This is a genomic window from Bartonella sp. AA168HLJHH (assembly GCF_042197365.1).
Classification (GTDB): Bacteria; Pseudomonadota; Alphaproteobacteria; order Rhizobiales; family Rhizobiaceae; genus Bartonella.
This window is the reverse complement of record NZ_JBHIRS010000001.1, coordinates 66,385-92,850: the sequence shown is the minus strand read 5'-3', so window position 1 is coordinate 92,850 and position 26,466 is coordinate 66,385. Positions and strand designations below refer to the sequence as shown.

21 protein-coding genes are annotated in these 26,466 nt (G+C 37.5%); 13 read left to right on the top strand and 8 right to left on the bottom strand.

Translation table 11 applies throughout. From position 1 onward, the window contains the following. Nucleotides 1-245 precede the first annotated feature (245 nt). Both ACFINM_RS00385 and guaB read left to right on the top strand, forming a co-directional pair. The gene (locus tag ACFINM_RS00385) at nucleotides 246-1,817 is read left to right on the top strand and encodes a phospholipase D family protein (RefSeq protein WP_375629995.1); all 1,572 of its coding nucleotides are present in this window, start codon (nucleotides 246-248) and stop codon (nucleotides 1,815-1,817) included. A gap of 149 nt (nucleotides 1,818-1,966) precedes the next feature. Beyond that, the gene (gene guaB, locus ACFINM_RS00380; RefSeq protein WP_375629996.1) at nucleotides 1,967-3,466 is read left to right on the top strand and encodes an IMP dehydrogenase; all 1,500 of its coding nucleotides are present in this window, start codon (nucleotides 1,967-1,969) and stop codon (nucleotides 3,464-3,466) included. A 179-nt stretch (nucleotides 3,467-3,645) separates the two neighbouring features. On the opposite strand, the gene ACFINM_RS00375 is transcribed toward guaB, so the two are convergent. Next, complete coding sequence (locus ACFINM_RS00375; RefSeq protein ID WP_273722522.1) at nucleotides 3,646-3,792, bottom strand: hypothetical protein; 147 nt, start codon at nucleotides 3,790-3,792, stop codon at nucleotides 3,646-3,648. 467 nt (nucleotides 3,793-4,259) lie between these two features. Here ACFINM_RS00375 and ACFINM_RS00370 point away from each other — a divergent pair, with 467 nt between their 5' ends. From ACFINM_RS00370 to ACFINM_RS00340, 7 genes are all read left to right on the top strand, one after another. Continuing rightward, nucleotides 4,260-5,546: an RsmB/NOP family class I SAM-dependent RNA methyltransferase gene (locus tag ACFINM_RS00370; protein ID WP_375639504.1), complete on the top strand. Its 1,287-nt coding sequence runs from the start codon at nucleotides 4,260-4,262 to the stop codon at nucleotides 5,544-5,546. Nucleotides 5,547-5,678: 132 nt separating this feature from the next. After that, nucleotides 5,679-7,235 (top strand): glutamine-hydrolyzing GMP synthase, encoded by a 1,557-nt coding sequence (gene guaA / locus ACFINM_RS00365; protein ID WP_375639990.1) that lies wholly within the window; start codon nucleotides 5,679-5,681, stop codon nucleotides 7,233-7,235. Nucleotides 7,236-7,404: 169 nt separating this feature from the next. Beyond that, entirely contained in the window at nucleotides 7,405-8,127 is a 723-nt protein-coding gene (locus ACFINM_RS00360; RefSeq protein WP_375611843.1) for a glycerophosphodiester phosphodiesterase, read from the top strand. Between the two features lie 963 nt (nucleotides 8,128-9,090). Then, nucleotides 9,091-10,425 carry a sn-glycerol-3-phosphate ABC transporter substrate-binding protein UgpB gene (gene ugpB, locus ACFINM_RS00355; protein ID WP_375618067.1) on the top strand — a complete coding sequence of 445 codons (1,335 nt, stop codon included), beginning with the start codon at nucleotides 9,091-9,093 and terminating at the stop codon, nucleotides 10,423-10,425. A gap of 95 nt (nucleotides 10,426-10,520) precedes the next feature. Further along, nucleotides 10,521-11,405, top strand: a complete 885-nt coding sequence (gene ugpA / locus ACFINM_RS00350) for a sn-glycerol-3-phosphate ABC transporter permease UgpA (protein WP_375621175.1) — start codon at nucleotides 10,521-10,523, stop codon at nucleotides 11,403-11,405. 10 nt (nucleotides 11,406-11,415) lie between these two features. Beyond that, nucleotides 11,416-12,267 carry a sn-glycerol-3-phosphate ABC transporter permease UgpE gene (gene ugpE, locus ACFINM_RS00345; protein ID WP_375613289.1) on the top strand — a complete coding sequence of 284 codons (852 nt, stop codon included), beginning with the start codon at nucleotides 11,416-11,418 and terminating at the stop codon, nucleotides 12,265-12,267. 2 nt (nucleotides 12,268-12,269) lie between these two features. Further along, nucleotides 12,270-13,316 carry a sn-glycerol-3-phosphate import ATP-binding protein UgpC gene (locus ACFINM_RS00340; RefSeq protein WP_375621176.1) on the top strand — a complete coding sequence of 349 codons (1,047 nt, stop codon included), beginning with the start codon at nucleotides 12,270-12,272 and terminating at the stop codon, nucleotides 13,314-13,316. 613 nt (nucleotides 13,317-13,929) lie between these two features. Here ACFINM_RS00340 and ACFINM_RS00335 read toward each other — a convergent pair. From ACFINM_RS00335 to ACFINM_RS00325, 3 genes are read right to left on the bottom strand one after another with little or no spacing between them, the layout of a single operon-like run. After that, nucleotides 13,930-14,847: a metal ABC transporter solute-binding protein, Zn/Mn family gene (locus ACFINM_RS00335; RefSeq protein ID WP_375621177.1), complete on the bottom strand. Its 918-nt coding sequence runs from the start codon at nucleotides 14,845-14,847 to the stop codon at nucleotides 13,930-13,932. Nucleotides 14,848-14,857: 10 nt separating this feature from the next. Next, nucleotides 14,858-15,727, bottom strand: a complete 870-nt coding sequence (locus ACFINM_RS00330) for a metal ABC transporter permease (protein ID WP_375630000.1) — start codon at nucleotides 15,725-15,727, stop codon at nucleotides 14,858-14,860. A 3-nt stretch (nucleotides 15,728-15,730) separates the two neighbouring features. Then, nucleotides 15,731-16,483, bottom strand: coding sequence for an ABC transporter ATP-binding protein (locus ACFINM_RS00325; RefSeq protein WP_375621179.1), 753 nt, complete (start codon nucleotides 16,481-16,483; stop codon nucleotides 15,731-15,733). A 682-nt stretch (nucleotides 16,484-17,165) separates the two neighbouring features. On the opposite strand from ACFINM_RS00325, the gene nrdH reads away from it, so the two are divergent. The 4 genes from nrdH to nrdF are packed head-to-tail and all read left to right on the top strand — an operon-like array spanning nucleotide 17,166 to nucleotide 20,906. Further along, nucleotides 17,166-17,390 carry a glutaredoxin-like protein NrdH gene (gene nrdH, locus ACFINM_RS00320; RefSeq protein ID WP_005774163.1) on the top strand — a complete coding sequence of 75 codons (225 nt, stop codon included), beginning with the start codon at nucleotides 17,166-17,168 and terminating at the stop codon, nucleotides 17,388-17,390. Next, nucleotides 17,390-17,788: a class Ib ribonucleoside-diphosphate reductase assembly flavoprotein NrdI gene (nrdI, locus tag ACFINM_RS00315; protein ID WP_375621180.1), complete on the top strand. Its 399-nt coding sequence runs from the start codon at nucleotides 17,390-17,392 to the stop codon at nucleotides 17,786-17,788. Before nrdH ends, nrdI begins: the two co-directional genes overlap by 1 nt. Further along, nucleotides 17,770-19,920, top strand: coding sequence for a class 1b ribonucleoside-diphosphate reductase subunit alpha (gene nrdE, locus ACFINM_RS00310; protein ID WP_375621181.1), 2,151 nt, complete (start codon nucleotides 17,770-17,772; stop codon nucleotides 19,918-19,920). Before nrdI ends, nrdE begins: the two co-directional genes overlap by 19 nt. Nucleotides 19,921-19,931: 11 nt before the next feature. Then, entirely contained in the window at nucleotides 19,932-20,906 is a 975-nt protein-coding gene (nrdF, locus tag ACFINM_RS00305; protein WP_273722534.1) for a class 1b ribonucleoside-diphosphate reductase subunit beta, read from the top strand. On the opposite strand, the gene prmC is transcribed toward nrdF, so the two are convergent. The 4 genes from prmC to secA form a co-directional block, all read right to left on the bottom strand. Further along, nucleotides 20,903-21,769, bottom strand: a complete 867-nt coding sequence (gene prmC, locus ACFINM_RS00300; RefSeq protein ID WP_375621182.1) for a peptide chain release factor N(5)-glutamine methyltransferase — start codon at nucleotides 21,767-21,769, stop codon at nucleotides 20,903-20,905. The genes nrdF and prmC overlap by 4 nt on opposite strands. Continuing rightward, a complete protein-coding gene (gene prfA, locus ACFINM_RS00295; RefSeq protein ID WP_375630001.1) occupies nucleotides 21,766-22,842 on the bottom strand; it encodes a peptide chain release factor 1 in 1,077 nt (358 codons plus the stop codon). Before prfA ends, prmC begins: the two co-directional genes overlap by 4 nt. A gap of 221 nt (nucleotides 22,843-23,063) precedes the next feature. Next, the gene (locus ACFINM_RS00290) at nucleotides 23,064-23,555 is read right to left on the bottom strand and encodes a Fur family transcriptional regulator (RefSeq protein ID WP_375611830.1); all 492 of its coding nucleotides are present in this window, start codon (nucleotides 23,553-23,555) and stop codon (nucleotides 23,064-23,066) included. Next, nucleotides 23,494-26,211, bottom strand: coding sequence for a preprotein translocase subunit SecA (gene secA, locus ACFINM_RS00285; RefSeq protein ID WP_375639500.1), 2,718 nt, complete (start codon nucleotides 26,209-26,211; stop codon nucleotides 23,494-23,496). The genes ACFINM_RS00290 and secA overlap by 62 nt, the downstream gene beginning before the upstream one ends. Between the last annotated feature and the right edge of the window lie 255 nt (nucleotides 26,212-26,466).

Here is a 26,466-nt window from a genome sequence, read left to right as displayed (position 1 = left end):
GTGACTATTTTAATCGTTTGTTTCAATTTATACAATTTTAGTTAAGTTTACATTTATTAAAACAGAGAAGCATTTTTAAAAACTTTTAAATACTACCGCTAAAATTTTTGTATCATCAATATTAAATTTATACTCTCTTAAGCAAGAAGTGGCATTTTATCTGCTATACGATTAAGATAAAGTGATTAGTGTTATCGTTTGCATTACTGATGATGTGATAGTTTAAAATAGAAAGTTTGCCCTCTTTGACTCTTTTACAGATTGTTATTGGTTTTGTCCTCTTTTTTTTTATTGCATCTATGTTGGCAATCTACACCTATGGGCGTTTTGTGAAAAATGCTAGGGGGAAATGTTCTTATGCGTTACCTCTTCAGAAAGATGAAACTAAGCTTGATCGTATCGTCAGTCAATTAGCTGAGAAAGAAAATGGATTGGGGATTGATAAAGATGCCCTTTCCCTCATTATCAGCAATTTGGATGCGTTTTGTGTTCGTGCAATAGGAGCTGCAGAGGCTGGGCGTAGCCTTGATCTGATGTATTATATTTGGGATGATGATTTAACGGGGCGCCTATTATTAAGTGAAATAGTTGAGGCAGCTGATCGAGGGGTTCGGGTACGGCTTCTTTTGGATGATATTAATGCTCAGGCACGTGATCCAGCTTATATTGCACTAGATAAACATCCTTATATTGAGGTGAGAATGTTTAATCCAGGGCGATCGCGTAAAGGTGGTTTACGCCGTGGTTTAGAAATTATATTACGGGCAATTACTGTAACACGTAGAATGCATAATAAAGCTTTTATTGTTGATGGCAGGGTTGCTTTTGTAGGAGGACGTAATCTTGCAGATTCTTATTTTGATGCTGGTAAAGAATCCCATTTTCGAGATTTAGATTTGATGTTAATCGGTCCTTCTGTTAAAAAGGTAGAAAGTATCTTTGATGATTTTTGGAATAGTGCTGTTGTTTTGCCAATTCATACTTTGGTTGTTCCTAAAAGCGCAAGTGATCTTAGCTATTGGAAAGATAAATTACGAAAGTTTCGTGATTCCAAGGTTGCAAAAGTTTATTTAGATTATGTCAAAGAGCACATTAACTTTAATTGTTTTATCCAAACAGGAAAGCGGTTATTTTTAGCAGACAAAGTTGTTGTTCTTTCTGACCCTCCAGAAAAAGCATTGCGTAAAAAAGCAAGCAATTGGCTTATGAAGGCACTTTCAAAGGTTATTGGAAATGCCCAAAAAACGGTTCAGATTACGTCACCTTATTTTGTTCCTGGTAAGGTTGGCACGCAGAATTTTAGTAATTTGGTTTCAAAGGGTGTTGATGTCAAAATTCTGACAAATTCTTTAGCTGCTACTGATGTAGCATTAGTGCATGGTGGTTATGTACCTTATCGTAAGGCATTGTTGAAAAGTGGTGTTAATCTTTATGAATTAAAAGCGGAAGGCAATACTCATGGGTTACGATTGTTTCGATCGAGTAAGGCAAGTTTACATGCCAAAGCTTTTTTAATTGATCGTAAAACAGCTTTTATTGGATCTTTAAATTTTGATCCAAGATCAGCATCATTAAATACAGAAATGGGCATTCTTTTTGAATGTGCTCCCATTACAGCAAGATTAGATTTGTTGTTTTCTGAAGAAACCACAGGGGAAATGAGCTATCATCTGCGTCTTGGTGATAATAATCGTATTTATTGGGATTTTATTGAAAATGAAAAAAAATATAGCATTGACTATGAGCCAGAAAGCAATTTTTGGCGTCGCGCATTTGCAAAAATAATAAGTTGGTTACCTATTGAATCACAATTGTAAATTTTTATAAACCACACTTAAAAAAATATTTATTTTTCTTTTCATTTTGTTTGTAGCATGGCATAATTTTTTGCCAATCTACCATGTATGAGAACCGCAGTTGTATTTTAAAGCTTCTTGCGGTGTTTTATTATAAAAGGAATTTTGATATGGCAAAGATTGTTGAAACGGGGACAGGTGCATTGGCACTGACTTTTGATGATGTACTTTTACAACCCGGTCATTCTCTTGTTATGCCTAGTCAAGTGGATCTCAGTACGCGCATTGCAGCGGATATTAAGCTCAATTTGCCATTGCTTTCTGCGGCAATGGATACGGTAACAGAATCGCGTTTGGCAATTGCTATGGCTCAAGCTGGTGGTCTTGGGGTTATTCATCGTAATATGTCTCCTGCAGAGCAGGCAGAAGAAGTTCGCCAAGTAAAAAAGTTTGAATCTGGTATGGTTGTTAATCCAGTCACCATTGGACCAGATGCAACACTTGAAGAAGCAAAATCTTTGATGCGCTCTCATGGTATTTCCGGTATTCCGGTTGTTGAAAATGGTGCTAAAGGTGAAACTGCTGGACGGCTTGTTGGCATTTTGACAAATAGGGATGTGCGTTTTGCATCGGATCCTAAACAAAAAATTTATGAATTAATGACGCATGAAAATTTAATCACAGTGCGTGAAAATGTTCAACTCAGTGAAGCGAAGTATCTTTTACATCATCATCGTATTGAAAAATTATTAGTTGTGGATGAACAGAATCGTTGTGTCGGACTGATAACAGTTAAGGATATTGAAAAAGCAAAATTAAATCCAAACGCTGCCAAAGATTCACAAGGTCGCTTGCGTGTTGCAGCTGCAAGTAGTGTAGGGAACGATGGGTTTGAGCGGGCTGAACGATTAATTGATGCAGGCGTTGATATTCTAGTAATTGATACTGCACATGGACATTCTCAGCGTGTATTAGACACTGTTGAGCGTATTAAAAAAATGACGTTTTCTCCAGCTATTATTGCTGGTAATGTGGCGACTGCTCAAGCAACACAGGCTTTGATTGACAGTGGTGCGGATGCTATAAAAGTTGGGATTGGTCCTGGTTCTATTTGCACAACGCGAATTGTTGCAGGTGTTGGTGTTCCTCAGCTTGCAGCCATTATGAATGCTGCAGAAGTTGCTGAAAAAGCGGGCATTCCCGTTATTGCTGATGGGGGGATAAAAGCTTCGGGTGATTTTGCTAAAGCCTTAGCAGGTGGGGCTTGTGCTGCTATGATTGGCTCTCTTTTAGCGGGTACAGAAGAAAGTCCTGGCGAAGTTTATCTTTATCAAGGACGATCCTTTAAAGCTTATCGCGGCATGGGATCTGTTGGTGCTATGGCACGAGGATCGGCAGATCGCTATTTTCAAGATGATGTTCGTGATGAACTTAAGTTGGTTCCTGAAGGTGTGGAGGGGCAGGTGGCTTATAAAGGTCCTATAGCATCAGTTCTACATCAGCTTGCTGGTGGACTTCGTGCTTCGATGGGGTATGTTGGAGCAAAAGATCTCGTAGAGTTTCGTGAAAAAGCAACGTTTGTACGTATTACGAATGCGGGACTCCATGAAAGTCATACGCATGATGTTTCTATCACACGAGAGAGTCCAAATTATCGTGGGCCAGTTTAAAGAAACAAGAGCCTAGTATCATATTGCATAAATATAAAATTTTCCGAGAACAAGAAAGAGAGACTGCGCTTTTTTCTGTTTGTAATTTGGTGTAATAATCCCAAAAAGGAAAGAATTAGAGGTTAAAATTCTAATTCTTTCTGTTAAGACTATATGAAATAAGTTATATAAAATTAGAATTAACTTTTTGTTGTCTTCCGTCCAGTCTTTGACGCACGTTGGCGAGTGTTCGTCTGATCACTTTGGACGGATTTCTTTCCGTTGTTTGAGGGCATTGTATTATGACGGCTTTTAGACGAAGTTGTTTTTCCATTATTATAAGTCATTATTTTCTCCTTTAAAATTGTCTGGCAGTTGCCATTAGAGTAAAAACGGTCATGCCAAATAGTGGTTCCAAGCATTTTCTAAAAAGTTAATTTTTTGTTGAACGTAAGATGAGCTTGTTTAATTTTATGAGAAGATTTTTTCTATTGTTCAGACAATCCTCGTAAACTTTATTTTACGCAAATAAATTAAAGAGTTTGTTTTTTTCGTAATGCATGGCGGAAATAAGTTTTTTATGGATGGCTACGTATCTTTTAGTATAAGAGGTAGAAGGATAAAAAACGAATGGGCAGAAGATGAAAGGAAAAATTTAGATACTCTAAATTGGATCTTATAAAAAAGTATGATCAGATCATTTTAATATTGAATGTAAATTTTTTATGGCGTTGAGAAGGTTTCATTGGCAAGAAGGCGATAATATTATTTTTTTAGATGATTTAAAATTTTATTATTTTAATGGGAGAAATGAATGCGATTAGGTGGGCGTTTGCAAGCAGCAATAGATGTTCTCACAGAGATAGAAATGAAGCATCGCCCAGTAGGAGAAGCTTTAAAGGATTGGGGTCTTTCTCATCGCTTTGCTGGAGCAGGTGATCGTGCAGCTATTGGTACAATCGTTTATGATGTTTTAAGACGACGTTATTCTTTACAATGGCGTATGGAGAGTGATGATATCCGAGATATCGTTTTTGGTGCCTTATTAGATTCTGGAAAAATGACGCTGGAGCAAATTGACGGTGAGTTGGCAGAAGATCGGTTTGCACCGCAGTTATTAGGGGCTAAACAGCGTAAATCGTGGCAAGGTCAGCAATTAGTGGATGCTCCAGACTATATTCGTGGTGATATTCCGCAATGGTGTCAAGCGCATCTGCGTCCTTTATTTGGTGATAATTGGATCACTGAAGCGGCTGCGTTAGCAACGCGTCCTTCTTTAGACCTACGGGTAAATAACCTAAAGGCAACACCAGAAAAGGTGCTGAAAGAATTAGCAAAAACCAAACTTAAATCTTTTCCATGGTTTGGGCAAGCTTTAAGAATTGCACCGATTGAAAAGTTTAATCGTCATCCCAATGTTCAAGTGGAACCAGCTTTTCAAAAAGGACACTTTGAAATACAGGATTTAGGATCTCAAATTGTTGCTCACCTTGTGGAAGCGCAAGAGGGCATGCAGGTATTAGATTATTGTGCAGGTGCTGGGGGCAAAACATTAGCTTTAGCTTCCGATATGAACAATCGTGGGCAAATTTATGCTTATGATTTTGATAAAGTGCGCCTAGCTCCTATTTTTGATCGTCTTCGACGTGCTGGTGTTCGTAATGTACAAACACGAGCACAAAAAGAAGAATTGAAGCCATTAATAGGCCAGATGGATAGAGTTCTACTAGATGCACCATGTAGTGGGACAGGAACATGGCGTCGTCGTCCAGATGCGAAATGGCGTTTAACATTAGAACAAGTGAAACAACGCCAAACAGAACAGAGGGATATTTTGAATGAAGCGATAGCTTATCTTAAGCCAAATGGGCGCCTAATCTATATTACCTGTTCTCTTTTTACAGATGAAAATGAGGAACAAATTTCCCATTTCCTTCAACAACATTCTCATTTTTCTCCAATAGATATGCCAGCGCTTTGGCAGAAACATTTTAGTTTTTCTCCTGTGCAACCAGTTTTTTCAAATTATGGACTTACTTTGTCGCCGGCCACAACACAAACAGATGGGTTCTTTTTATCTGTGTTGCAAAAAAAACATTGATCCATATTTTTGCACTTTTTATCATAAACTTTACAAGAATAATCTTTTTCTTAAGAAAACAGGCTTGTGAAAAGAGAAAGATTGAATCATAACTCTCATGAGTTTTCTTTTATAATTGTTGATTGGTTTTCTATGAGCATATCACATCCAGACACTGTTCTTATTATTGACTTTGGTTCACAAGTTACACAACTTATTGCACGACGGGTACGAGCAATGGGAGTGTATTGTGAAATTACTCCTTTTCAATTGGCTTTAGAAGCTGTGCGCCGCATAAATCCTAAAGCTATTATTTTATCAGGGAGTCCTTATTCCGTTATTGATGAGGGCTCTCCGCGTGCTCCAATGGAAATTTTTGAGGCGGGTGTTCCGATTTTGGGTATTTGCTATGGTGAACAAGTCATGTGTGTTCAGCTTGGAGGAAAGGTTGAAGCTGGACATGAGCGTGAATTTGGGCGTGCTTTTTTGGAAGTTCAAGAAGAGAGTGCCCTTTTTGATGGAGTGTGGGAAAAAGGTTCTCGTTATCAAGTATGGATGAGCCATGGTGACCGTGTGGCAGCTTTACCAGAAGGTTTTCGTGTCATAGGAACCTCAAAAGGAGCTCCCTATGCGGCTATTGCTGATGAGAAAAGATATTTTTATGCGGTACAGTTTCATCCTGAAGTTATCCATACACCGGATGGTACAAAACTTTTGCAAAATTTTGTTCATAAGATCTCTGCTATTAAAGGTAGTTGGTCAATGGCTTCTTATCGTGAGCAGGAAATTGCTACGATACGACAAAAAGTTGGGAAAAGTCGTGTGATTTGTGGTCTTTCAGGGGGAGTGGATTCATCTGTTGTAGCGGTACTCCTTCACGAAGCCATAGGAGATCAACTGACATGTATTTTGGTAGACCATGGGCTGATGCGCAAGAATGAAGCTGAAGAAGTTCTCACGCTCTTTCGTGATCACTATAATATAGAGCTTATTCACGTTAATGCTGCTGATGTGTTTCTTAATGCTTTAAAAGGTGAGACAGATCCAGAAAAAAAACGCAAAACAATTGGTCGCCTTTTTATTGAAGTTTTTGAAGAAGAAACGAAAAAAATAGGAGGTGCAGAGTTTTTAGCACAAGGAACACTTTATCCAGATGTGATTGAGAGTGTTTCTGCTATTGGTGAAACGGTAACCATTAAAAGCCATCATAATGTGGGTGGGCTACCAGAACAGATGAAGATGAAACTTGTAGAACCGTTACGTGAGCTCTTTAAGGATGAGGTTCGCTTGCTAGGGCGAGAGTTAGGATTACCAGAGCAGTTTATTGGTCGCCATCCTTTTCCAGGTCCCGGTCTTGCAATTCGCTGTCCAGGTGCTGTAACACGTGAAAAATTAGAAATTTTACGTGAAGCAGATGCTATTTATCTTGAGGAAATCCATAAAGCTGGTCTTTATGACGAAATTTGGCAAGCTTTTGCTGTTCTTCTTCCTGTTCAAACTGTTGGCGTGATGGGGGATGGTCGCACTTATGAATTTGTTTGTGCTCTTCGCGCCGTCACATCTGTAGATGGAATGACTGCTGATTTTTATCCTTATGATATGGCGTTTTTAAGTAAGACAGCAGCACGTATTATTAACGAAGTTAGAGGGATTAATCGTGTTGTATATGATGTAACCTCAAAGCCTCCTAGTACTATTGAATGGGAATAATTAAAATGAAGGATAAGTCTTTTAAGAATAAAATATGACTGAGGGTTTGATATTCGAAAAGTGTAGAAAAAATCATTTAAAAATGATTGTGTATTTTCATATGATATAAGCCTTTATCTGGCAATCTGTACGTCAATATCGTTTAAAATTGAGAAGTGTGGGATTTTGCATGTCTGAGAAAAAAATTGTTGCACACCGTGGAGGAGCTCATCTTTATCCTGAAAATACCCTTTCGGCATTTAATAATGCTATAGCGTTAGGTGTTGATGAAGTTGAATGCGACGTTCATTTGCTGAAAAGCGGTGAAGTGGTTGTCTTTCATGACTTCCGTCTAGACCAATTGGTTGGAAAAAAGGGGTATATTCACGACATTGATAATGAAACGCGCAAACAACTCTGCGTAAAAGGAAGCCAAGAAGCACCTCCCTTATTAGAAGAAGTGCTTGATCTTTTAGCACCAACGAATGTTGCATTGCATCTTGAAATCAAGACATGCGGTGAAGTGGAGCGCGAAACAATATTATCCCAAAAAGCGCTTGCGCTAATAAAAAGCCGAAATTTATCAGAACGGGTTTCTGCAATTAGTTTTGATCCTTTTATCCTTCGTCCTTTTATTGAAGCAGGAATACCATCTGGTCCATGTGTTGATAATTTTGAAGGTGATATGTACCGTCATTTTTCTGAATGGAAGCAATTAGGTTATTCTGATCTAAGTTTAGATGGCTCTATTGTTTCACAGAACTTTATTGAATCTGCTCTTGAGGCTGGTTTTACTGTAGGGGTATGGACAATTAATGGAAAAGCTCGGTTATCATATTGGCTTGATATGCCTGTACATTATATTACGACAGATCAACCTGATCTCGCATTACAATTGTGTGCACAAAGGTAAAAATACATCAACACAAAAGGAACTATATATCTTCATAAAGTTAGCGTAATGAAAGAAGAAAAATTATCTAATATATAACAATAATACATTGATTATAATCATAATTAATATTTTACTCATGTGAGTAAGAGACCTTAATACGTAAGATTCTCTTATTTAAAATATTTTTACAATGAATCAATCAAAATCATTCGTTTGAACATTACAAGCAGGGTTGGAGTGTGGATAAAAAATGATTGAGAAAAGAATAAAAATATTCATTTAACATATTTCAAATGCAAGGCTTGTTTAAGCATTAGGGTCGCACATGATGATGTCGTTTTGCACTTTTATGAAGTGTAAAAATGATGGCATACAAAAAGTCTTATATACTTTAATGGAGAGGCTTTAGGGCTTATTTTATAGGTTCTATCATGAAATGTAGATGTATTGAAAGATTTTTTAACAGCATGGAAATTGGTCATACAGTGTCATTTTGTTTTGCGTGAGGGGTGTGACCTTGTTACAGGGAAAGAGGCTATTAAGCGCTTCAAAATGATTTTCTTAATTTTAAAAAAATTCTATTTGTCTCTTCTTTAAATTCAGTAGCAGCATCGTGTTAAAGTTATAAGCCGAAAGTTATAAGACAAATAATAAAAGAATAAACAATTCTTTTTAAAAAAGTAAATCCAGATATTAAAATAGTCATTGAATGATATTTACGATCCATATCTTTTTACCAAGTGACTTTGCTTATTTAAGCCATCTCACTTTTTTCAGATAGTTACAAACGCGTATTTCGTGAATACATAAGAAAGCTTATAAAAGAAAATAAATAAATTTAAACAAATTCATTTGACCTTTAAGTGGTTCCTGTTTAAATGAGAGAATATGTTTCTGAAATAAAACAGTCATAGCATGTTCATGTGTAATACTATAAATTTAGGGGTAGTTTGTATTCCATCACTTCAGAAAGGGTGAAGCATGAGTCGTTTTTATCTTTCCATAGCGGCCACGGTTGCTATCATAATGTCCACAGCGGGGATGACAGAAAGTTTTGCACAGACAAAAATCAGCTTTTGGCATTCTATGAGTGGTGAATTAGGAAAGCAAACTGAAAGTCTCATTAACGATTTTAATGCAAGTCAATCTGAGTATAAAGTTGTTTCTTCATTTCGCGGTGAATATGAAGAGGGATTGATTTCACTCATTGCAGCATTTCGTGGAAAGAAACAGCCAGTACTTGCTCAAATTTATGACGTTGGTACTGGAACTATGATGGCTGCAAAAGGCGCAATCTACCCATTTTATCAACTTATGGCTGATACAAAACAAGAATTTGATCCTACAGATTATTTCCCTGCTATTAGTGGTTATTACTCCGATGAACAGGGACGTATCGTCTCTATGCCATTTAATATTTCAACACCCATCCTTTATTATAACAAAGATATCTTTAAAAAAGCAGGGCTTGATCCAGAACAGCCTCCTAGAACATGGCAAGATATAGAAAACTTTTCCAAGAAAATTCTTGAGACTAAAGCGGCGACTTGTGGTTTTACAATGGCTTATGCCGCTCAATGGATTGGTATAGAAAATTTTTCAGCGTTGCATAATGTTCCTTTTGGAACGAAGGAAAATGGCTTCAAAGGACTTGATTCAGAACTTACATTTAATGGACCTTTACAAGTGCGTATGTGGACTGACCTGAAAAAGTGGTCTGATCAAGGTATTTTCCGTTACGGTGGTCCAGCAGGTGCATTAGATTCAACACCAATGTTTATGGCACAAAATTGTGCAATTTTTATGCAATCTTCAGGATCACATGCTGGGATTGTTTCTGAAGCGCAGTTTAATGTGGGGGTTGGTATGCTACCGTACTATAAGGATACAGAAGGAGCACCACAAAATTCAGTTATTGGGGGAGCTTCTATTTGGGCGTTTAAGGGACATACTCCAAAGGAATATGCAGGGGCAGCCGCTTTTCTTAAATTTCTTTCAAAAACAGAAAATCAAGCAAAATGGCATCAGGAAACAGGTTATCTCCCAACCACAAAAGCGACTTATGAATTGAGCAAAAAACAACATTTCTATGAAAAAACGCCAGGTGCGGATATAGCTATCAAACAGATTAATCTTAATCCACCAACAGTTAACTCAAAAGGGATAAGATTTGGTAATTTACCACAAATTCGTGCCATTCTTGATCAAGAGTTGGAAGCTGTTCTTAGTGGTTCAAAAACGCCGAAAGATGGTTTAGATGAGACCGTTGAACGTGGAAATAAACTCTTGCGTGAATTTGAAAGATCTAATCATTAATTTCGTTTTATTGTTAAACATTAAAGACTCAACAAAAACGGTTGAGTCCTTTTTGTTTACTTTTTTAAAGTCTCTACATTTAAAGAGCCCTACGAATGCAAGAAAAACATGCATATTTTAAAAATAGTCTACTTTCTTACGGATTGCTTTTTCCTCAGCTTCTTGTGACTTTTTTGTTTTTCTTTTGGCCTGCTGCCCAAGCAATAAAATCATCTTTTGAGCGTGAAGACCCTTTTGGCTTTACAACAACCTTTATTGGTTTTGAGAATTATCTAACCGTTCTTTCTGATCCTACTTATCGGCAATCGCTTCTTACAACCGCAGTATTTTCCATCTCAGTTACTGTCGCTTCAATGACAATATCACTTCTCTTAGCTGTCTGTGTTGATCGTGTCATACGTGCAAAAAAGGCTTATACAATGCTTTTGCTCTGGCCCTATGCTGTTGCTCCAGTATTGGCAGGTATATTGTGGCTGTTTATCTTTCATCCCACCATCGGAATTATCCCTTTTTTTCTCGAGAAAATAGGGGTGCTATGGAATTATCGTATTAATGGCACTCAAGCAATGATTCTTATTGTCATTGCGGCTAGTTGGAAACAAATTTCTTACAATTTTCTCTTTTTTCTTACAGGTCTTCAGTCTGTTCCGCGTTCTCAAATAGAAGCAGCCGCCATTGATGGTGCTGGTCCCTTTAAACGATTTTGGACAGTGGTTTTCCCGCAAATTTCACCAACGACGTTTTTCCTTCTTATTGTCAATGTCAATTATGTTATGTTTGATACTTTTGGTATTATTGATAATACAACTTCTGGAGGTCCTGCGCGTGCAACGAGCATCCTCGTCTATAAAGTATATGACGATGGCTTTAGAAATCAAATAATCGGTGCATCAGCAGCACAATCAACAATATTGATGTTGATGGTTATTGTCTTAACGTTTATCCAGTTTCGCTGGATTGAGCGCCGTGTACAATATTAGGAAACAAATTATGGTTGAAAATCGCCCTGTTTTGAAATTTCTAACCCATATTATTCTCATTGTTGGTATTATCATTATTTGCTTTCCAGTTTATGTTGCTATCATTGCATCAACTCATAGTTCAGCAGCATTTAACTCAGGAACACTTCCTCTTTTGCCTGGGAAATATGCTCTGGAAAATTATAAAACAATCTTTGGTGATGGCCTTGCACAGCTGGGTTTGCCCAACCTCTGGCCACTCTTAATGAATTCATTCATTATGGCTCTTGGGATTAGCGTTGGAAAAATTATTATTTCACTTTTGTCTGCTTATGCAATTATCTACATGCGCTTTCCCTTCCGAAAAACTGCTTTTGTTCTTATTTTTGTTACATTGATGCTCCCTGTCGAAGTTCGTATTCTTCCAACCTATGAGATTGTTGCAAAATTGGGGATGGTCAACACCTATAGTGGAATGATTATTCCACTTATTGCATCTGCAACCGCTACATTTTTATTTCGCCAGTTTTTTTTGACTGTTCCAGATGAACTCTTAGAGGCGGCACGTGTTGATGGTGCAGGTCCAGTTAAATTTTTTAAGGATATTCTTCTTCCTCTTAGTAAAAGCAATATCGCTGCTTTATTTATCATTATGTTCATTTATGGATGGATACAATATCTCTGGCCTCTTATCATCACAACGGATCAAAATCATCAAACGATCCTTATTATTTTAAAACAGCTTATTGTCGAATCACTTCAACATGATCCTCAATGGAATATACTCATGGCAGTATCGGTTGTTGCCATGGTTCCTCCTGTTCTTGTTGTTATCTTCATGCAGCGGCTTTTTATCAAAGGCCTTATTGAAACGGAGAAGTAATTGTGGCCATAATCCAGTTATCAAATATAAAAAAACAGTATGACAACGGCATTCTGGTCATTGATGATTTAAACTTAACTGTTGCCGATAAAGAACTTCTTGTTCTTGTCGGTCCTTCAGGGTGCGGAAAATCGACCTTATTACGTATTATAGCAGGACTTGAACAAGTTACCTCAGGTGAATTATGCATTGATAACGAATGTATCAATGATCGTGAACCAGCTGATCGTGATATCGCTATGGTTTTTCAAAATTATGCCCTTTATCCCCATATGACAGTTCGTGGAAACTTAGAATATGGTCTTAAAAATCGTAAAACTCCTAAAGAAGAAATTAAAAAACGTATCGCACATGCTGCAAAGCTTTTGGAGATAGAACCATTTCTTGATCGTAAACCACGACAATTATCAGGAGGACAACGTCAGCGTGTTGCAATGGGGCGTGTGATTGTACGTCAACCCCGTGTTTTTCTCTTTGATGAACCTCTTTCAAATCTTGATGCAAAATTACGGGCGCAAATGTGTATTGAAATAAAAACACTACAGCGTTCATTAGGAACAACGAGCCTCTATGTTACCCATGATCAACTAGAAGCTATGACATTAGCTGATAGAATAGTCGTTTTGAATAAAGGAGCTATCGAGCAAATTGGAACACCAATGGAAATTTACGATACTCCAGCAACAACATTTGTTGCTGATTTTATTGGTTCTCCTCCTATGAATTTTCTTGATCGCCATGTCTTAGAACAACATTTAGGGCATTCATTTTCTTATGGTGAAGAAACTGATCTTTTAGCATTCAGACCTGAAATAATCTTATTGGGCCAACATCCAGATAAAGGGCCTGTCTTTCACACAAAAATTGAGCTTATCAAGCTTATTGGAACAGGTTGCCATGTTTTAACGCGTTGGAATGGTATCATCTTTACGATTGAAATAAAAGAACGCTTGACACACGACTATGGTCAAAAACTAAGTTTCACTGTTGCTCATCAGAATTTTCATACTTTTAATAAAAACACAGGAAAGCGCACAAATAATAAGTAAGCATTAATTGATGTGATACGACTCTCTTTTATGCTGCGTCATGATAATGTTGTATTTTGACTTTCTCGATTACATTCACAAAATCAGAGTATAACCGATGAGATTAAAAATAAAATTTTAAAAGTTTTGGTAATGGTTCATTGTCACATGATGTTGAGAATATTCGAAACGCTCATATAATGAAATCTTGCACTTTTATGGTCTATAAGAAGAATATTATTTTCAAACATCAAACATAATAAAGTTCTTTTCATTGTAGAAAAACATCAAGAGATAATAACCATTTATTAACCATATTTCTTCTCATTTAGAAAGGTACTTTATCAATAAAAAACAATCTATTATTATCTATTTCCTGATGTAATAATTTATGTATCTTATAAAGAATGAATAAGAAAAATAGAGAGAGAAAATTATTCATAGATGATGGCACTATGCACCTTATATCTTAACTTTGATCCATTTTAGCATCTATAGGGTATAAATTTTTTCTGTAAAATCAACTTTGTTTTATATCATTGTCACCAATCATGAGGATTGAGTATTATTGGTAACATAATCATAGATCTATGATTTTATGAATTTTTTTCTTCTCTCTTTCGTAGAAGATTTTTTAAGGTTTCGTGATAGCATCAATGATGGTATTTACATTATGTTCCATCATATCGAGATAAGTTGCTGCAGGGCCATTTTTGTTTGACAATGCATCAGAATAAAGTGTTCCACCAATTGTTAAACCTGTTTCTTTTGCAATCTGTTTTATGAGACGGGGATTAGAGATATTTTCAACGAATAGGGCAGCTGCTTTATTCGCTTTAATTTGTTGGATAAGCTTGGCAACATCGGCTGCGGTTGCTTCAGCTTCTGTTGAAGCACTTTGAGGGGCAAGGATAGTAAAACCATATTCCTTGGCAAAATAGCCAAACGCGTCATGAGATGTGATAATGATACGTTTATCTTTAGGAATGGCAGCAATTTTTGTTTTCAGGGTATCTTGTGCTATTTTAAGTTTTTGGATGTAGGTTTCGGCATTTTTTTTGTAGCTGGTACAGGATTGTGGATCGATTTTACAAAAAGCAGCAGCGATATTCTTCACATAGATTTTGACATTGGGAATTGTTTGCCAAGCGTGTGGATCAATAACGCTGTGGTGGTGATGGGCATTATGTTCTTGATTTTTCATTTTGAGGGAAGGAATGTTAGCGCTAACTTCGACAAGAAGTGCTTTTGTCCCACTTGCTGTAATGAGGCGATCAATAAATCCTTCTAAATGAAGCCCGTTGATGAAAATAATTTGAGCATTTCTAAGAGCCTGAGCATCATGGGGGGTAGGTTCATAAGTGTGGGTATTCGCATTTGGACCTACAAAAGTGGTCATAGAGATATGGTTGTCTCCTACATTTTTTACGAGATCTGCGAGAATAGAAAAGCTCGCAACAACTTTGATTTTATTGTGTGCAGAAGCAGAAAATGGAGAAAGGGCAAGCAATAAAGCTCCAAGAAGAACAAATTTTTGAGCAAACTTAGGCACATTTTTTTCCTTAAAGTGAGGAGGTATAAAAGAGGTGGGGAAACCATGTTACAATAAAGCCACGTGGACTTATCAAACAGGAAACAAGATAAATAAATCCTGCGGCAATGATGATAGCAGGGCCGGAGGGAAGTGAAAGATGAAAAGAAAGCAGGAGACCACATACGCTAGAAATGATTCCAAAAAGAGTGGAAAGCGCGCAAATAGGGCCTAGCCGTGAAAACCAAAAACGGGCTGTAATGGCTGGAATCATCATAATACCAACGGAAAGTAATGTTCCTAGTGATTGAAAGCCTCCAACCAGATTCAACACCACAAGTCCAAGCAATGAAATATGAATATATTTACTCAATGGAGAGAGTGATTTAAAAAAGAGGGGATCAAAACTTTCTAAAACGAGTGCACGCCAAAAAATACAAAGGCTGCAGAGTGTAATCAGCATTATAGTAGCGATTAACCAAAGGGCTTGTGCATCAAGTGCAAGAACCGATCCGAATAAGAGATGAAGCAGCTCAATTGTTGAGTCTTTCAGTGAGATAATAATAACACCTGCTGCGAGTGCAATAAGATAAAAGACGGTCATGGATGCATCTTCTTTCTGAAAGCTGTTTCGTGAAATCAAAATGGTTGCTAAAGCAACAATAAGACCAGCGAAGATGCCACCAAGTGTCATAGATATGAGGGAAAAACCACAAATCAGAAAAGCAATTGCAACACCAGGAAGAATGGCATGAGAGATAGCATCTCCTGTCAAGCTCATTCCACGGAGCATCAAAAATACACCAACAGGACAAGCGCTAATAGACAGAAAAATAGAACCGATAAGGGCGTTTTGCATAAATTGGAAATCAACAAAGGGGGCAAGAAAAAATGTATACACGTCTTATAACCTAAGAAAGAGAGGATCATTGATGAGAAGATTTTGTTTTTGTGCGCTAATAGGAAAAGAATTGGATGTGAGAGGTGGCATAACGTGATGAAGGGTGTTGTTTAAAAACTGTGTTGTTTCTCCATAAAAGGCGTTTTGTTGATCAATTTGAATCATTTGGGGGAAAAATTCTTGCACGATGAGAGGGTTATGGAGTGCTGTGAGAATTGTGCGTCCTTGCTGTTGCCAGTATGTGATCAGAGCAAGAAGGTCTTTTTGGGTATTATGATCTACACCATTGAAAGGTTCATCAAGTAAAATAATATTGGCATCTTGTACAATGATACGTGCAAAAAGAGCGCGTTGTAATTGCCCGCCTGATAATGTTTCAAGCGAACGGGGTGCGAGTTCTGTAAGCCCAACCATTTTAAGAGCATTTTGAATCTTAGAATCATAAGGGCGCTGATTCTTCCATAATCCACAAAAAGACCACAGTCCTGTTTTTACAAGCGTTTTCACATCAATTGGAAATGTTTTATCCACATCACATTGCTGAGCAAGATAAGCAATGCGGCTTTTTTTTGGTTTTGTAATTTTTCCTTTAAGAGGTTTAATCAATCCGGCGATGGCTTTTAGCAGTGTCGATTTTCCAGCGCCATTATCACCTGTTATTGCAACCAATGAACCAGCTTTTAACTTTGCTGAAAAGTTCTTTATTGCTATTCTATTCCTATAGCCTAATGTTGTCTTATTGAAGTACAGATCCATATTTTTTACCATCGTTACTTATTATTTTGGAAACTATGTAATAATATAACGTTTGTCAACAAAATGTTATATTATTACATAGTTTTGAGTACTGAAAATTTTAGTGGGAAGATCGTGGAAAATTAAAAATAATAATTGAATTCACCTTGACGAAAGAGAGAGAGTATATACTATATATAGTATCAAAATGATTGGTGATTCTAAATAAGCACAAGAGAGGGTGTTAGTGTGTTTCGTTTGGTATCTAAGTTATTTCCATTATTGTAAAGAGTTTATTGGCCAAAGGTATAGCAGTATTTTTACTGAAGGGTCTCTTTTGGAAGGATTTCCTTTCGTTTTTGTAATTGATTTTTGCCGTAAAAGAGCAAACAGAGCTCTTGAAAAACGGTAGTTTAGAACATTAGTTTTTTAGACAGCAGGAGGGAATTGTAATGCAAGCAAAAGATTGTTTTATAACTAGGGGGCTTTGCCATTTAAGTTGTAGAATAATCGCTTATTCTCATCATAGTTTTTGAAGTTATTTGATGAGAGGAATTCTGTTATGTTCAGGAAGCTGTGTATTATTTGAAAATAACCACATGTTTTGCGTACAATTTCTATTTTTTGTTATTCTTGAGTACCTATAAAATTATTAGATTGACCTTTCAGGGTTGATTGTTTGGAATTGTGAAAGTTGAAGAAAATGTCGATCACTATTTATAGCAAACCATCTTGTGTCCAATGTGATGCTACACGCCGCGCTTTTGATGCAAAAGGCATTCATTATCGTGTTGTTGATATTTCTTGTGATGAACAAGCATACAGTTTTGTTCAATCTCTGGGGTATCGTCAGGTTCCTGTCGTTGTTTGTGGTGAAAATCATTGGTCTGGTTTTAGACCAGATATGATTAGTGGTCTTTGTGCTTAATGGGGCTTATTGTTTATTATTCGAGTGCAACGGGTAATACAGAACATTTTGTCTCGCAGCTTGGGCAACGACTCTTCAAAATTGATAAAAAAAAGCCTTCTGCATTGGTTGGAGAACCTTATGTATTGGTTGTTCCTACATATGCAGATGGCGAAGGAAGAGGGGCCGTGCCGAAAGCCGTTGTCCAGTTTCTTAATGAAGCTGAGAACCGAAAATTAATTCGTGGTGTTATTGGCGGTGGGAATCGTAATTTTGGTCGCTATTATAATCTAGCAAGTAAAATTATTGCTGAAAAATGTTGTGTACCTTGCCTTTATCGTTTTGAGCTGCGTGGAACTGATGAAGACGTTATTTATGTAAAAAAGGGATTGGAAAGATTTTGGAAACAATTGGTATAGGACAATCGCAGAAATCGGATCAGATTACTGATTATCATGCGTTGAATGCGATGCTTAATCTTTATGATGAAAATGGTCATATTCAATTTGATATGGATCGGCTTGCTGCGCGGCAATATTTTCTTCAGCATGTTAATCAAAATACAGTTTTTTTTCATAACCTGAAGGAAAAAATAGATTACTTAATAGAAGAAGGTTATTATGAAAAAGCTTTATTTGAGCTTTATGATTTTTCTTTTATTAAAAAGCTTTTTAAACGTGCTTATGCATTTAAGTTTCGTTTTCCTACCTTTTTAGGCGCATTTAAGTATTATACCAGCTATACACTGAAAACTTTTGATGGGAAACGTTATCTTGAACGTTATGAAGATCGCGTCTGTCTTGTAGCTTTATATTTGGCACAAGGGAATAAAGCTCTTGCTGAAAGTTTTGTGGATGAAATTATTACAGGACGTTTTCAACCGGCAACACCGACATTTTTAAATGCTGGGAAAAAACAACGAGGTGAATTGGTTTCGTGTTTTTTGCTACGTGTTGAAGATAATATGGAATCGATAGGTCGTTCGGTTAATTCGGCTTTGCAGCTTTCAAAACGTGGTGGAGGTGTAGCGCTTTGTTTAACGAATTTGCGGGAAGCAGGGGCGCCAATTAAGCAAATAGAAAATCAGTCCTCAGGTGTTTTACCGGTGATGAAACTCTTAGAAGATTCTTTTTCTTACGCCAATCAGCTTGGGGCACGACAGGGGGCTGGAGCTGTTTATTTGCATGCTCATCATTTAGATATTATGAAGTTTTTGGATACAAAGCGTGAAAATGCTGATGAAAAAGTTAGAATTAAAACGCTTTCGCTTGGTGTCGTTATTCCTGATATTACTTTTGAGCTTGCACGGAATAATGAGGATATGTATCTCTTCTCATCGTATGACATCGAGCGTGTGACAGGTAAGCCCTTTAGCGATATTTCTTTAACGGAGCATTATCGTTCTTTTGTTGATAATGCAAAGATTCGTAAAAAGAAAATAAATGCACGCGTTTTTTTCCAGACATTAGCGGAAATTCAATTTGAGTCCGGTTATCCCTATATTTTATTTGAGGATACTGCTAATCGATCGAATCCGATAGCTGGGCGCATAAGTATGAGCAATTTATGTTCAGAAATTTTGCAGGTGAGTGAGGCGAGTGAACTGGAGACAGATTTAACTTATCGCACGATTGGAAGTGATATATCCTGCAATCTTGGATCCATGAATATTGCCAATGCAATGGAAAGTCCTGATTTTGGACAGACCGTGGAATCTGCTGTTCGTGCTCTTACTGCTGTTTCGGATATGAGCAATATTGCTTGTGTGCCTTCCATTGCGAAAGGCAATACTGAAAGTCATGCGATTGGTTTGGGACAAATGAATTTGCATGGGTTTCTAGCGCGTGAGCAGATCTATTATGGGTCTCCAGAAGCGATTGATTTTACCAATATCTATTTTTATATTGTGACATATCACGCCATACGGGCTTCCAATTTAATTGCGCACGAACGTCAAGAAATGTTTGCAGGGTTTGAAAAATCAGCTTATGCAGATGGACGTTTTTTCGAAAAATATATTGAAAAAGAATGGAAACCGCAATTTCCGCTTGTGCAAGAGCTTTTTGCACGGAATAATATTGTTATTCCAGATCAAAAGGATTGGCAGGAACTCAAAAAATTAGTTATTGAGTATGGGCTTTATAACCGCAATTTGCAGGCAGTTCCACCTACGGGATCTATTTCCTATATTAATCATGCCACTTCTTCCATTCATCCAATTGCTTCAAAAATTGAAATTCGCAAAGAAGGAAAAATTGGGCGCGTTTATTATCCCGCTCCTTATATGGATAATACGAATTTGAATTTTTACCAAGATGCTTATGAGATTGGTCCTGAAAAAATTATAGATACCTATGCTGCTGCAACACAGCATGTTGATCAAGGTCTTTCATTAACATTATTTTTTCCTGATACAGCGACCACACGTGATATTAACCGCGCACAAATTTATGCTTGGAAAAAGGGTATCAAGAGTATTTACTATGTACGATTACGGCAAGTAGCATTAAGTGGAACAGAAGTTGATGGCTGTGTTTCGTGCAGTTTATAGGAGATCATCATATGACAAAGATTACAACCAAAAATCCTGTTGTGTGTGCTGTTAATTGGAATAGATTACATGATGAGAAAGATCTTGAAGTATGGAACCGCTTAACTGGGAATTTTTGGTTACCTGAGAAAGTTCCACTTTCCAATGATATTCCCTCATGGTCAAGCTTAACGGATGAAGAACGCAAGCTAACGATTCGTGTTTTTACAGGACTAACGCTTCTCGATACAATTCAAAACACTGTAGGAGCCATTTCGCTTCTGGCTGATGCGATAACAGAGCATGAGGAGGCAGTTTTGACGAATATTGCCTTCATGGAAGCGGTTCATGCACGTTCTTATTCCTCTATTTTTTCAACCCTTTGTTCGACGGTAGAAGTTGATGATGCGTTTAGATGGTCAGAAGAAAATATTCATTTGCAGAAAAAGGCTAGATTAGTACTTGAGCGTTATGAAGCAAATGATCCACTTAAGAAAAAAATTGCTTCGACTTTGCTGGAAAGCTTTTTATTTTATTCTGGTTTTTATTTGCCCATGTATTGGGCCAGTCGCGCTAAGTTGACCAATACAGCAGATCTTATTCGACTAATCATTCGTGATGAAGCAGTCCATGGTTATTATATAGGTTATAAATTCCAATTGGGCTTTGCAAAGCTTGATGAAGCCAAAAGACAAGAAATTAAAGATTTTGCTTTTAACCTGCTCTTTGATCTTTATAACATCGAGTGCAAATATACTGAAGATCTTTATGATGCGCTTGGATTGACAGAAGATGTTAAAATTTTTCTTCATTATAACGCTAACAAGGCTTTAATGAATTTAGGTTTTGAAGCTCTTTTCCCCCCTGAGGTTTGTCGTGTTAATCCCGCTATTTTGGCAGCTTTATCACCAAACTCTGACGAAAATCATGACTTTTTTTCAGGGGCAGGTTCTTCTTATGTCATTGGCAAGGCGGTTGCTACTACGGATGATGATTGGGAATTTTAATGTTTGCATGCAAATAGAAGTGCGCGGGGTATTCCACTGAGGTCTTTGCGCATTTCTAAACATTGAAAGCCATTTGTTTCAAACAAATTGCATACTTCTTTTTCTTGAGAGTAACCAATTTCAACAGCGATAGTGCCGTTTTCTTTTAAGTAGTTGGCTGCTTCATGGGCGAGCTTTCGATAAAAATCAAGACCATCTTTTCCACCGACAAGAGCGCGCAATGGATCATGTAAGCGCACTTCTTTTGCAAGTTTTTTGATATCTTTTGCGGGAATATAAGGTGGATTGGAAACAATAAAATCAAAGTGACCAGTGACAGAATCAAACCAATCGCTAAGAAGAGGTGTGAAGCGATGTATTACTTCAGCATTTTTTGCATTTTTTGTCGCTGTTTTAAGGGCATCTTCAGAAATATCGACAGCGACTGCATAGGATTGTGGAATTTGTTTAAGAATGGCAATGGCAATGGCGCCACTTCCTGTCCCCATATCAAGGAGTGTTATTTTTCTCGAGTTTTTGATCTGTTTTTGGAGAAAAGGGAGAACAAGATCTATCAGCGTTTCTGTATCAGGGCGAGGTTCTAACGTCTCTTGAGACAACGTAAAAGATATACCATAAAATTCTCGTGCTCCTATAATACGGTAAATGGGTTCGCCTGCAATACGGCGTTGTAAAGCCTGTTCTATTTGTATAATATGCTCAGAAGATAGATGCATATCTGGTTTAGAAATTCTTTCAGCAGCATTTATTCCTGTTATCCATTCAACGAGTATTCTCGCATCGAGATCGGCTTCAGCAATCCCTTTCGTGCGCAATTTTTCTTGCATTTGTTGGATAACATTCTTGAAAGAATATTTGCTCAATTATTGTCCATTTCCATCAGCAGTGCTGTTTGGTGATCTGAGATGAGTGCATGAATAAGCTCATCAAGATCTCCTTCCAAAATGCGATCAAGCTTATACAGGGTCAGATTAATACGGTGATCCGTGATGCGTCCTTGTGGAAAATTATAGGTACGAATGCGTTCTGAACGATCACCAGAACCAACTTGGCTCTTACGGGAAGCTGAACGTTCATTTTCCGCTTTTTGTCGTTCGATATCGAATAAGCGTGCCCGTAAAATTTGAAGGGCTCGTGCTCGGTTTTGATGTTGTGATTTTTCTGCTTGTACGACCATAATTCCTGTTGGAATATGCGTGATACGAACAGCTGAATCCGTTGTATTAACATGCTGTCCTCCTGCTCCAGATGCACGCATTGTGTCGATACGAATATCTTCAGGACGAATATCAATATCAATATCTTCAGCCTCTGGAAGTACAGCAACGGTAGCAGCAGATGTATGGATACGTCCACCTGTCTCTGTTTCAGGGATGCGTTGCACACGATGGACACCTGATTCATATTTCAATTTAGAAAAAACACCTTTTCCTGAAATGCTAGCAATAATCTCTTTATATCCGCCAACTTCCCCCTCACTGAGTGAAATAACTTCTACTTTCCAATGGTGAGCATGGGCATAACGTTCATACATGCGAAAAAGATCACCGGAAAAAAGTGCTGCTTCTGATCCACCCGTTCCTGCTCGAATTTCAATAATAGCGCTTTTTTCATCAGCAACATCTTTAGGCAAAAGCAGAATCTGGAGTTCTTTTTCAAATTGCTCTACTTTTTTATATAACGATGATAGCTCTTCCTGGGCAAGATTACGCATCTCTATATCTGTTTGTTTATCGTTAATAATCGTTTCTAATTCTGTAATCTCTTCGTAAAGAGCATTTAATGCGCGTATAGAGGTAATAACGGGTTGTAGTTCTGCATATTCAGAAGCTAATTTGACATATGTTTCAGCATTTGGATTCGTCGTCATTTGGCTTTCAATTATTTCAAAGCGCTTTTCAAGCTGTCTCATACGATCTTGTGGCAAAGAAACCATGATAATATTGGCCTAATTTTTCATAATACAATTTTTATAATATTTTGTTGCAATGATTTTTTGTTATAATATTGGCAATGAATTACTGTATAGCATCATACAAAGAGGGGTAATAAAGCAATTCTTTTTTTTGCCAATGAAAACTATTATATTTTAAAGGTAAATTTTTATAAAATTTGATTTGCCTAAGGTATTTTATCTAATGATATATGATTACTTTTTTAAGAGTTTTTTTTTCCGTAAAGTTCAAGGCGGTGATGAATAATATCATAGCCAAGAGATTTTGCAATTTCCTCTTGCAGCTTTTCAATAACATCAGAATGAAACTCGATAACTTGTCCTGTTTCTATATCAATGAGATGATCATGATGTTGCCCATCTGCTTGCTCAAAACGAGATGGACCACCACTAAAGCTATGGCGATGAATTGTTCCATTTCCTTCTAATATTTTCATGGTTCGATAAACAGTTGAGAGTGAAATATTCGAATCTATTTTGTTTGCACGCTGAAAAATTTCAAATGCATTAGGATGATCATTTGTATCAGTCAAAATATCAAGAATAACTCGTCGTTGACGTGTTACTCTTAAACCAGCTGTGCGCAATTCTTGCTCATAATTTCGCTTTTTATTCATTTGCATAGTTTGCTTTTCAAACAAAGGCTCCATGACAGTGTTTGTATTTTTTCTCTGAACCGCAAGGACAACGCTCATTACGTCCAACTTTTCCCCATGTGGTTATATCGTTAGGGTCACGATCTTGTGGATTAACAAATCTATTTTCTTGTGATCGTGCCCATAAGGTGGGAGCATTTTCTTGACTTTGATCATTAAAGACAGAAGAAGCAGCATCAGTTTGCTCAGGCATGGCCGGTTCTGTGGGGTGTTGAATGATTTCAAAGCGCATAAGCTTAGAAGTGACAATTCGGCGCAAATTTTTCAACATACTTTGAAAGAGTTCAAATGATTCTGTCTTATATTCATTGAGCGGATCCCGCTGCGCATAACCACGAAAACCAACAACAGAACGCAAATGGTCTAAACTCACCAGATGTTCACGCCATAACGTGTCAATAGTTTCGAGCAATACTGCTTTGTGAAAATAAGCCATAACTTCTGGAGAATATCGTTCAGTACGCTCATTTTCAAGTTTTGTAACAGCATCTGATACACGCTCTAGAATTTGCTCCTCGGCAATTCCATCTTCTTTTGCCCATTCTTCCACTGGAAGCTCAAGATTAAAGAGTTGTTGAAGCTCTTCTTCAAGAGTTTTTGCATCCCATTTTTCAGAATATGTCCCTGATGGAATATAAGCCTCTACGAGATCCTCTACGACTTCATTGCGCATTTCAAGGATCATTTCTGATAAATCATCTGCGTTCATGACCTCCATACGCTGTTCAAAAATAACCTTGCGTTGATCATTCATGACATCATCATATTTTAGCAGATTTTTACGAATTTCAAAGTTTCGTGCTTCGACCTTTTTTTGTGCTTTTTCAAGGGCTTTATTAATCCATGGATGGATAATAGCTTCATTTTCTTTCAATCCAAGTTTTTGCAGCATACCATCCATACGGTTAGAGCCAAAGATACGCATAAGATCATCTTGAAGAGAGAGAAAGAATTTTGAGCGACCAGGATCGCCTTGGCGACCAGAACGTCCACGAAGTTGGTTATCAATACGACGGCTTTCATGACGTTCAGTAGCGATAACGTAAAGCCCTCCAGCCGCTAAAGCTTTTTCTTTAAGCTTCTGAACATCTTTTTTTATTTCTTCAATTTTAGCTGTCCGCTCTGGACCTTCTGGGATATCCTGTAACTCTTGTCGGATGCGCATTTCAACATTACCACCAAGCTGTATATCCGTACCGCGTCCTGCCATGTTGGTTGCAATGGTGAGAGCTCTAGGAACTCCTGCTTGCGCAATGATATATGCTTCTTGTTCGTGATAGCGAGCATTTAAGACTCTAAAATCGGTAATGCCTTCTTTTCGCAAACGCTCTGCCAATTGTTCTGACTTTTCAATAGAGGTTGTTCCAACAAGAATAGGCTGTTCTTTTTCGTGAGCTTGACGGATATCATGCACAATTGCCCGATATTTCTCTTCTGCTGTTCGATAAATCTCATCATCTTCATCAATACGTTGTATTGGCAAATTTGTAGGGACTTCGACAACATCAAGACCATAAATATTTCTGAATTCTTCGGCTTCTGTTGTTGCAGTTCCAGTCATGCCAGATAATTTTCTATACATACGGAAGTAATTTTGGAAAGTGATGGAAGCAAGTGTCTGGTTTTCTGGTTGAATAGCAACATGCTCTTTAGCTTCTAACGCTTGATGAAGTCCTTCAGAATAACGCCGCCCAGGCATCATTCGCCCTGTAAATTCGTCAATAATAACGATTTCATCATTGCGAACAATATAATCTTTATCGCGAGCAAAGAGTTTATGAGCTTTTAGAGCATTATTGACATGATGAACGATAGCGACATTTTCTATGTCATAAAGACTCTCACCTTTAAGATGCCCAGCTTGTTCGAGCATTTTTTCAATTTTTTCAGTACCAACTTCGGTAAAGGTCGTTGTTTTTTGTTTTTCGTCTATTTCATAGTCCTCTGGAGTTAAGGCAGGAATAAATGTATCAATAAGGTTATAGAAGTCAGTACGATCTTCTAGAGGACCAGAAATAATAAGGGGGGTACGGGCTTCATCAATAAGAATCGAATCAACTTCATCAACAATTGCGTAATGATGTCCACGTTGGACCATTTGACTATGATCGAAGGCCATATTATCACGCAAATAATCAAAACCTAGTTCATTATTTGTGGCATAGGTGATGTCGCATGCATAGGCTTCTCGGCGGGCATCACTATCAAGATCATGAAGAATCACGCCTGTTGTAAGCCCTAGAAAACTAAAAATTTTCCCCATTGTTTCAGCATCACGACTGGCGAGATAATCGTTTACTGTCACAACATGAACGCCTTTACCTTCCAATGCATTGAGATAAATTGGTAGAGTTGCCATTAATGTTTTACCTTCACCAGTACGCATTTCAGCTATGCCGCAGTCGTGAAGGACCATTCCACCAATAAGTTGTACGTCAAAAGGACGCATGTCATAAACACGTTTTGCGGCTTCACGAACAGTCGCGAAAGCTTCCGGTAAGAGTAAATCAACACCCTCACCTTCACTAAGACGTTTACGAAAGGCATCTGTTTTTTGGTAAAGCTGCTCATCACTTAATTTTACGAATTGTTCTTCCAAAGCATTAATTTGTGCAACTTTTTGGCGGAGTGCTTTGAGATGTCGCTCATGAGCTGAACCAAAAAACTTACGGGCAAAAACACCTAAACTGACCATCTCTGGCCCTTTCTTTTAATTGTTGTCACTCTTGTTGGGTAATTCATACGCTCTCCCCATACTCTACATTTTCTTCAAATTATCTGATATCATTAGTGACATCATGAAATGCAGATGGTACCATTATACTTGCTGGTGTGCAATTTTTCACTCTAATTATAAAGTAGAGATAAGAGGCTAAGCGCTTTATGTCAACTTTAAGTATGCTATTTAACTGATACAATACAAAGTAATTTAAGATACAATATGTCATTT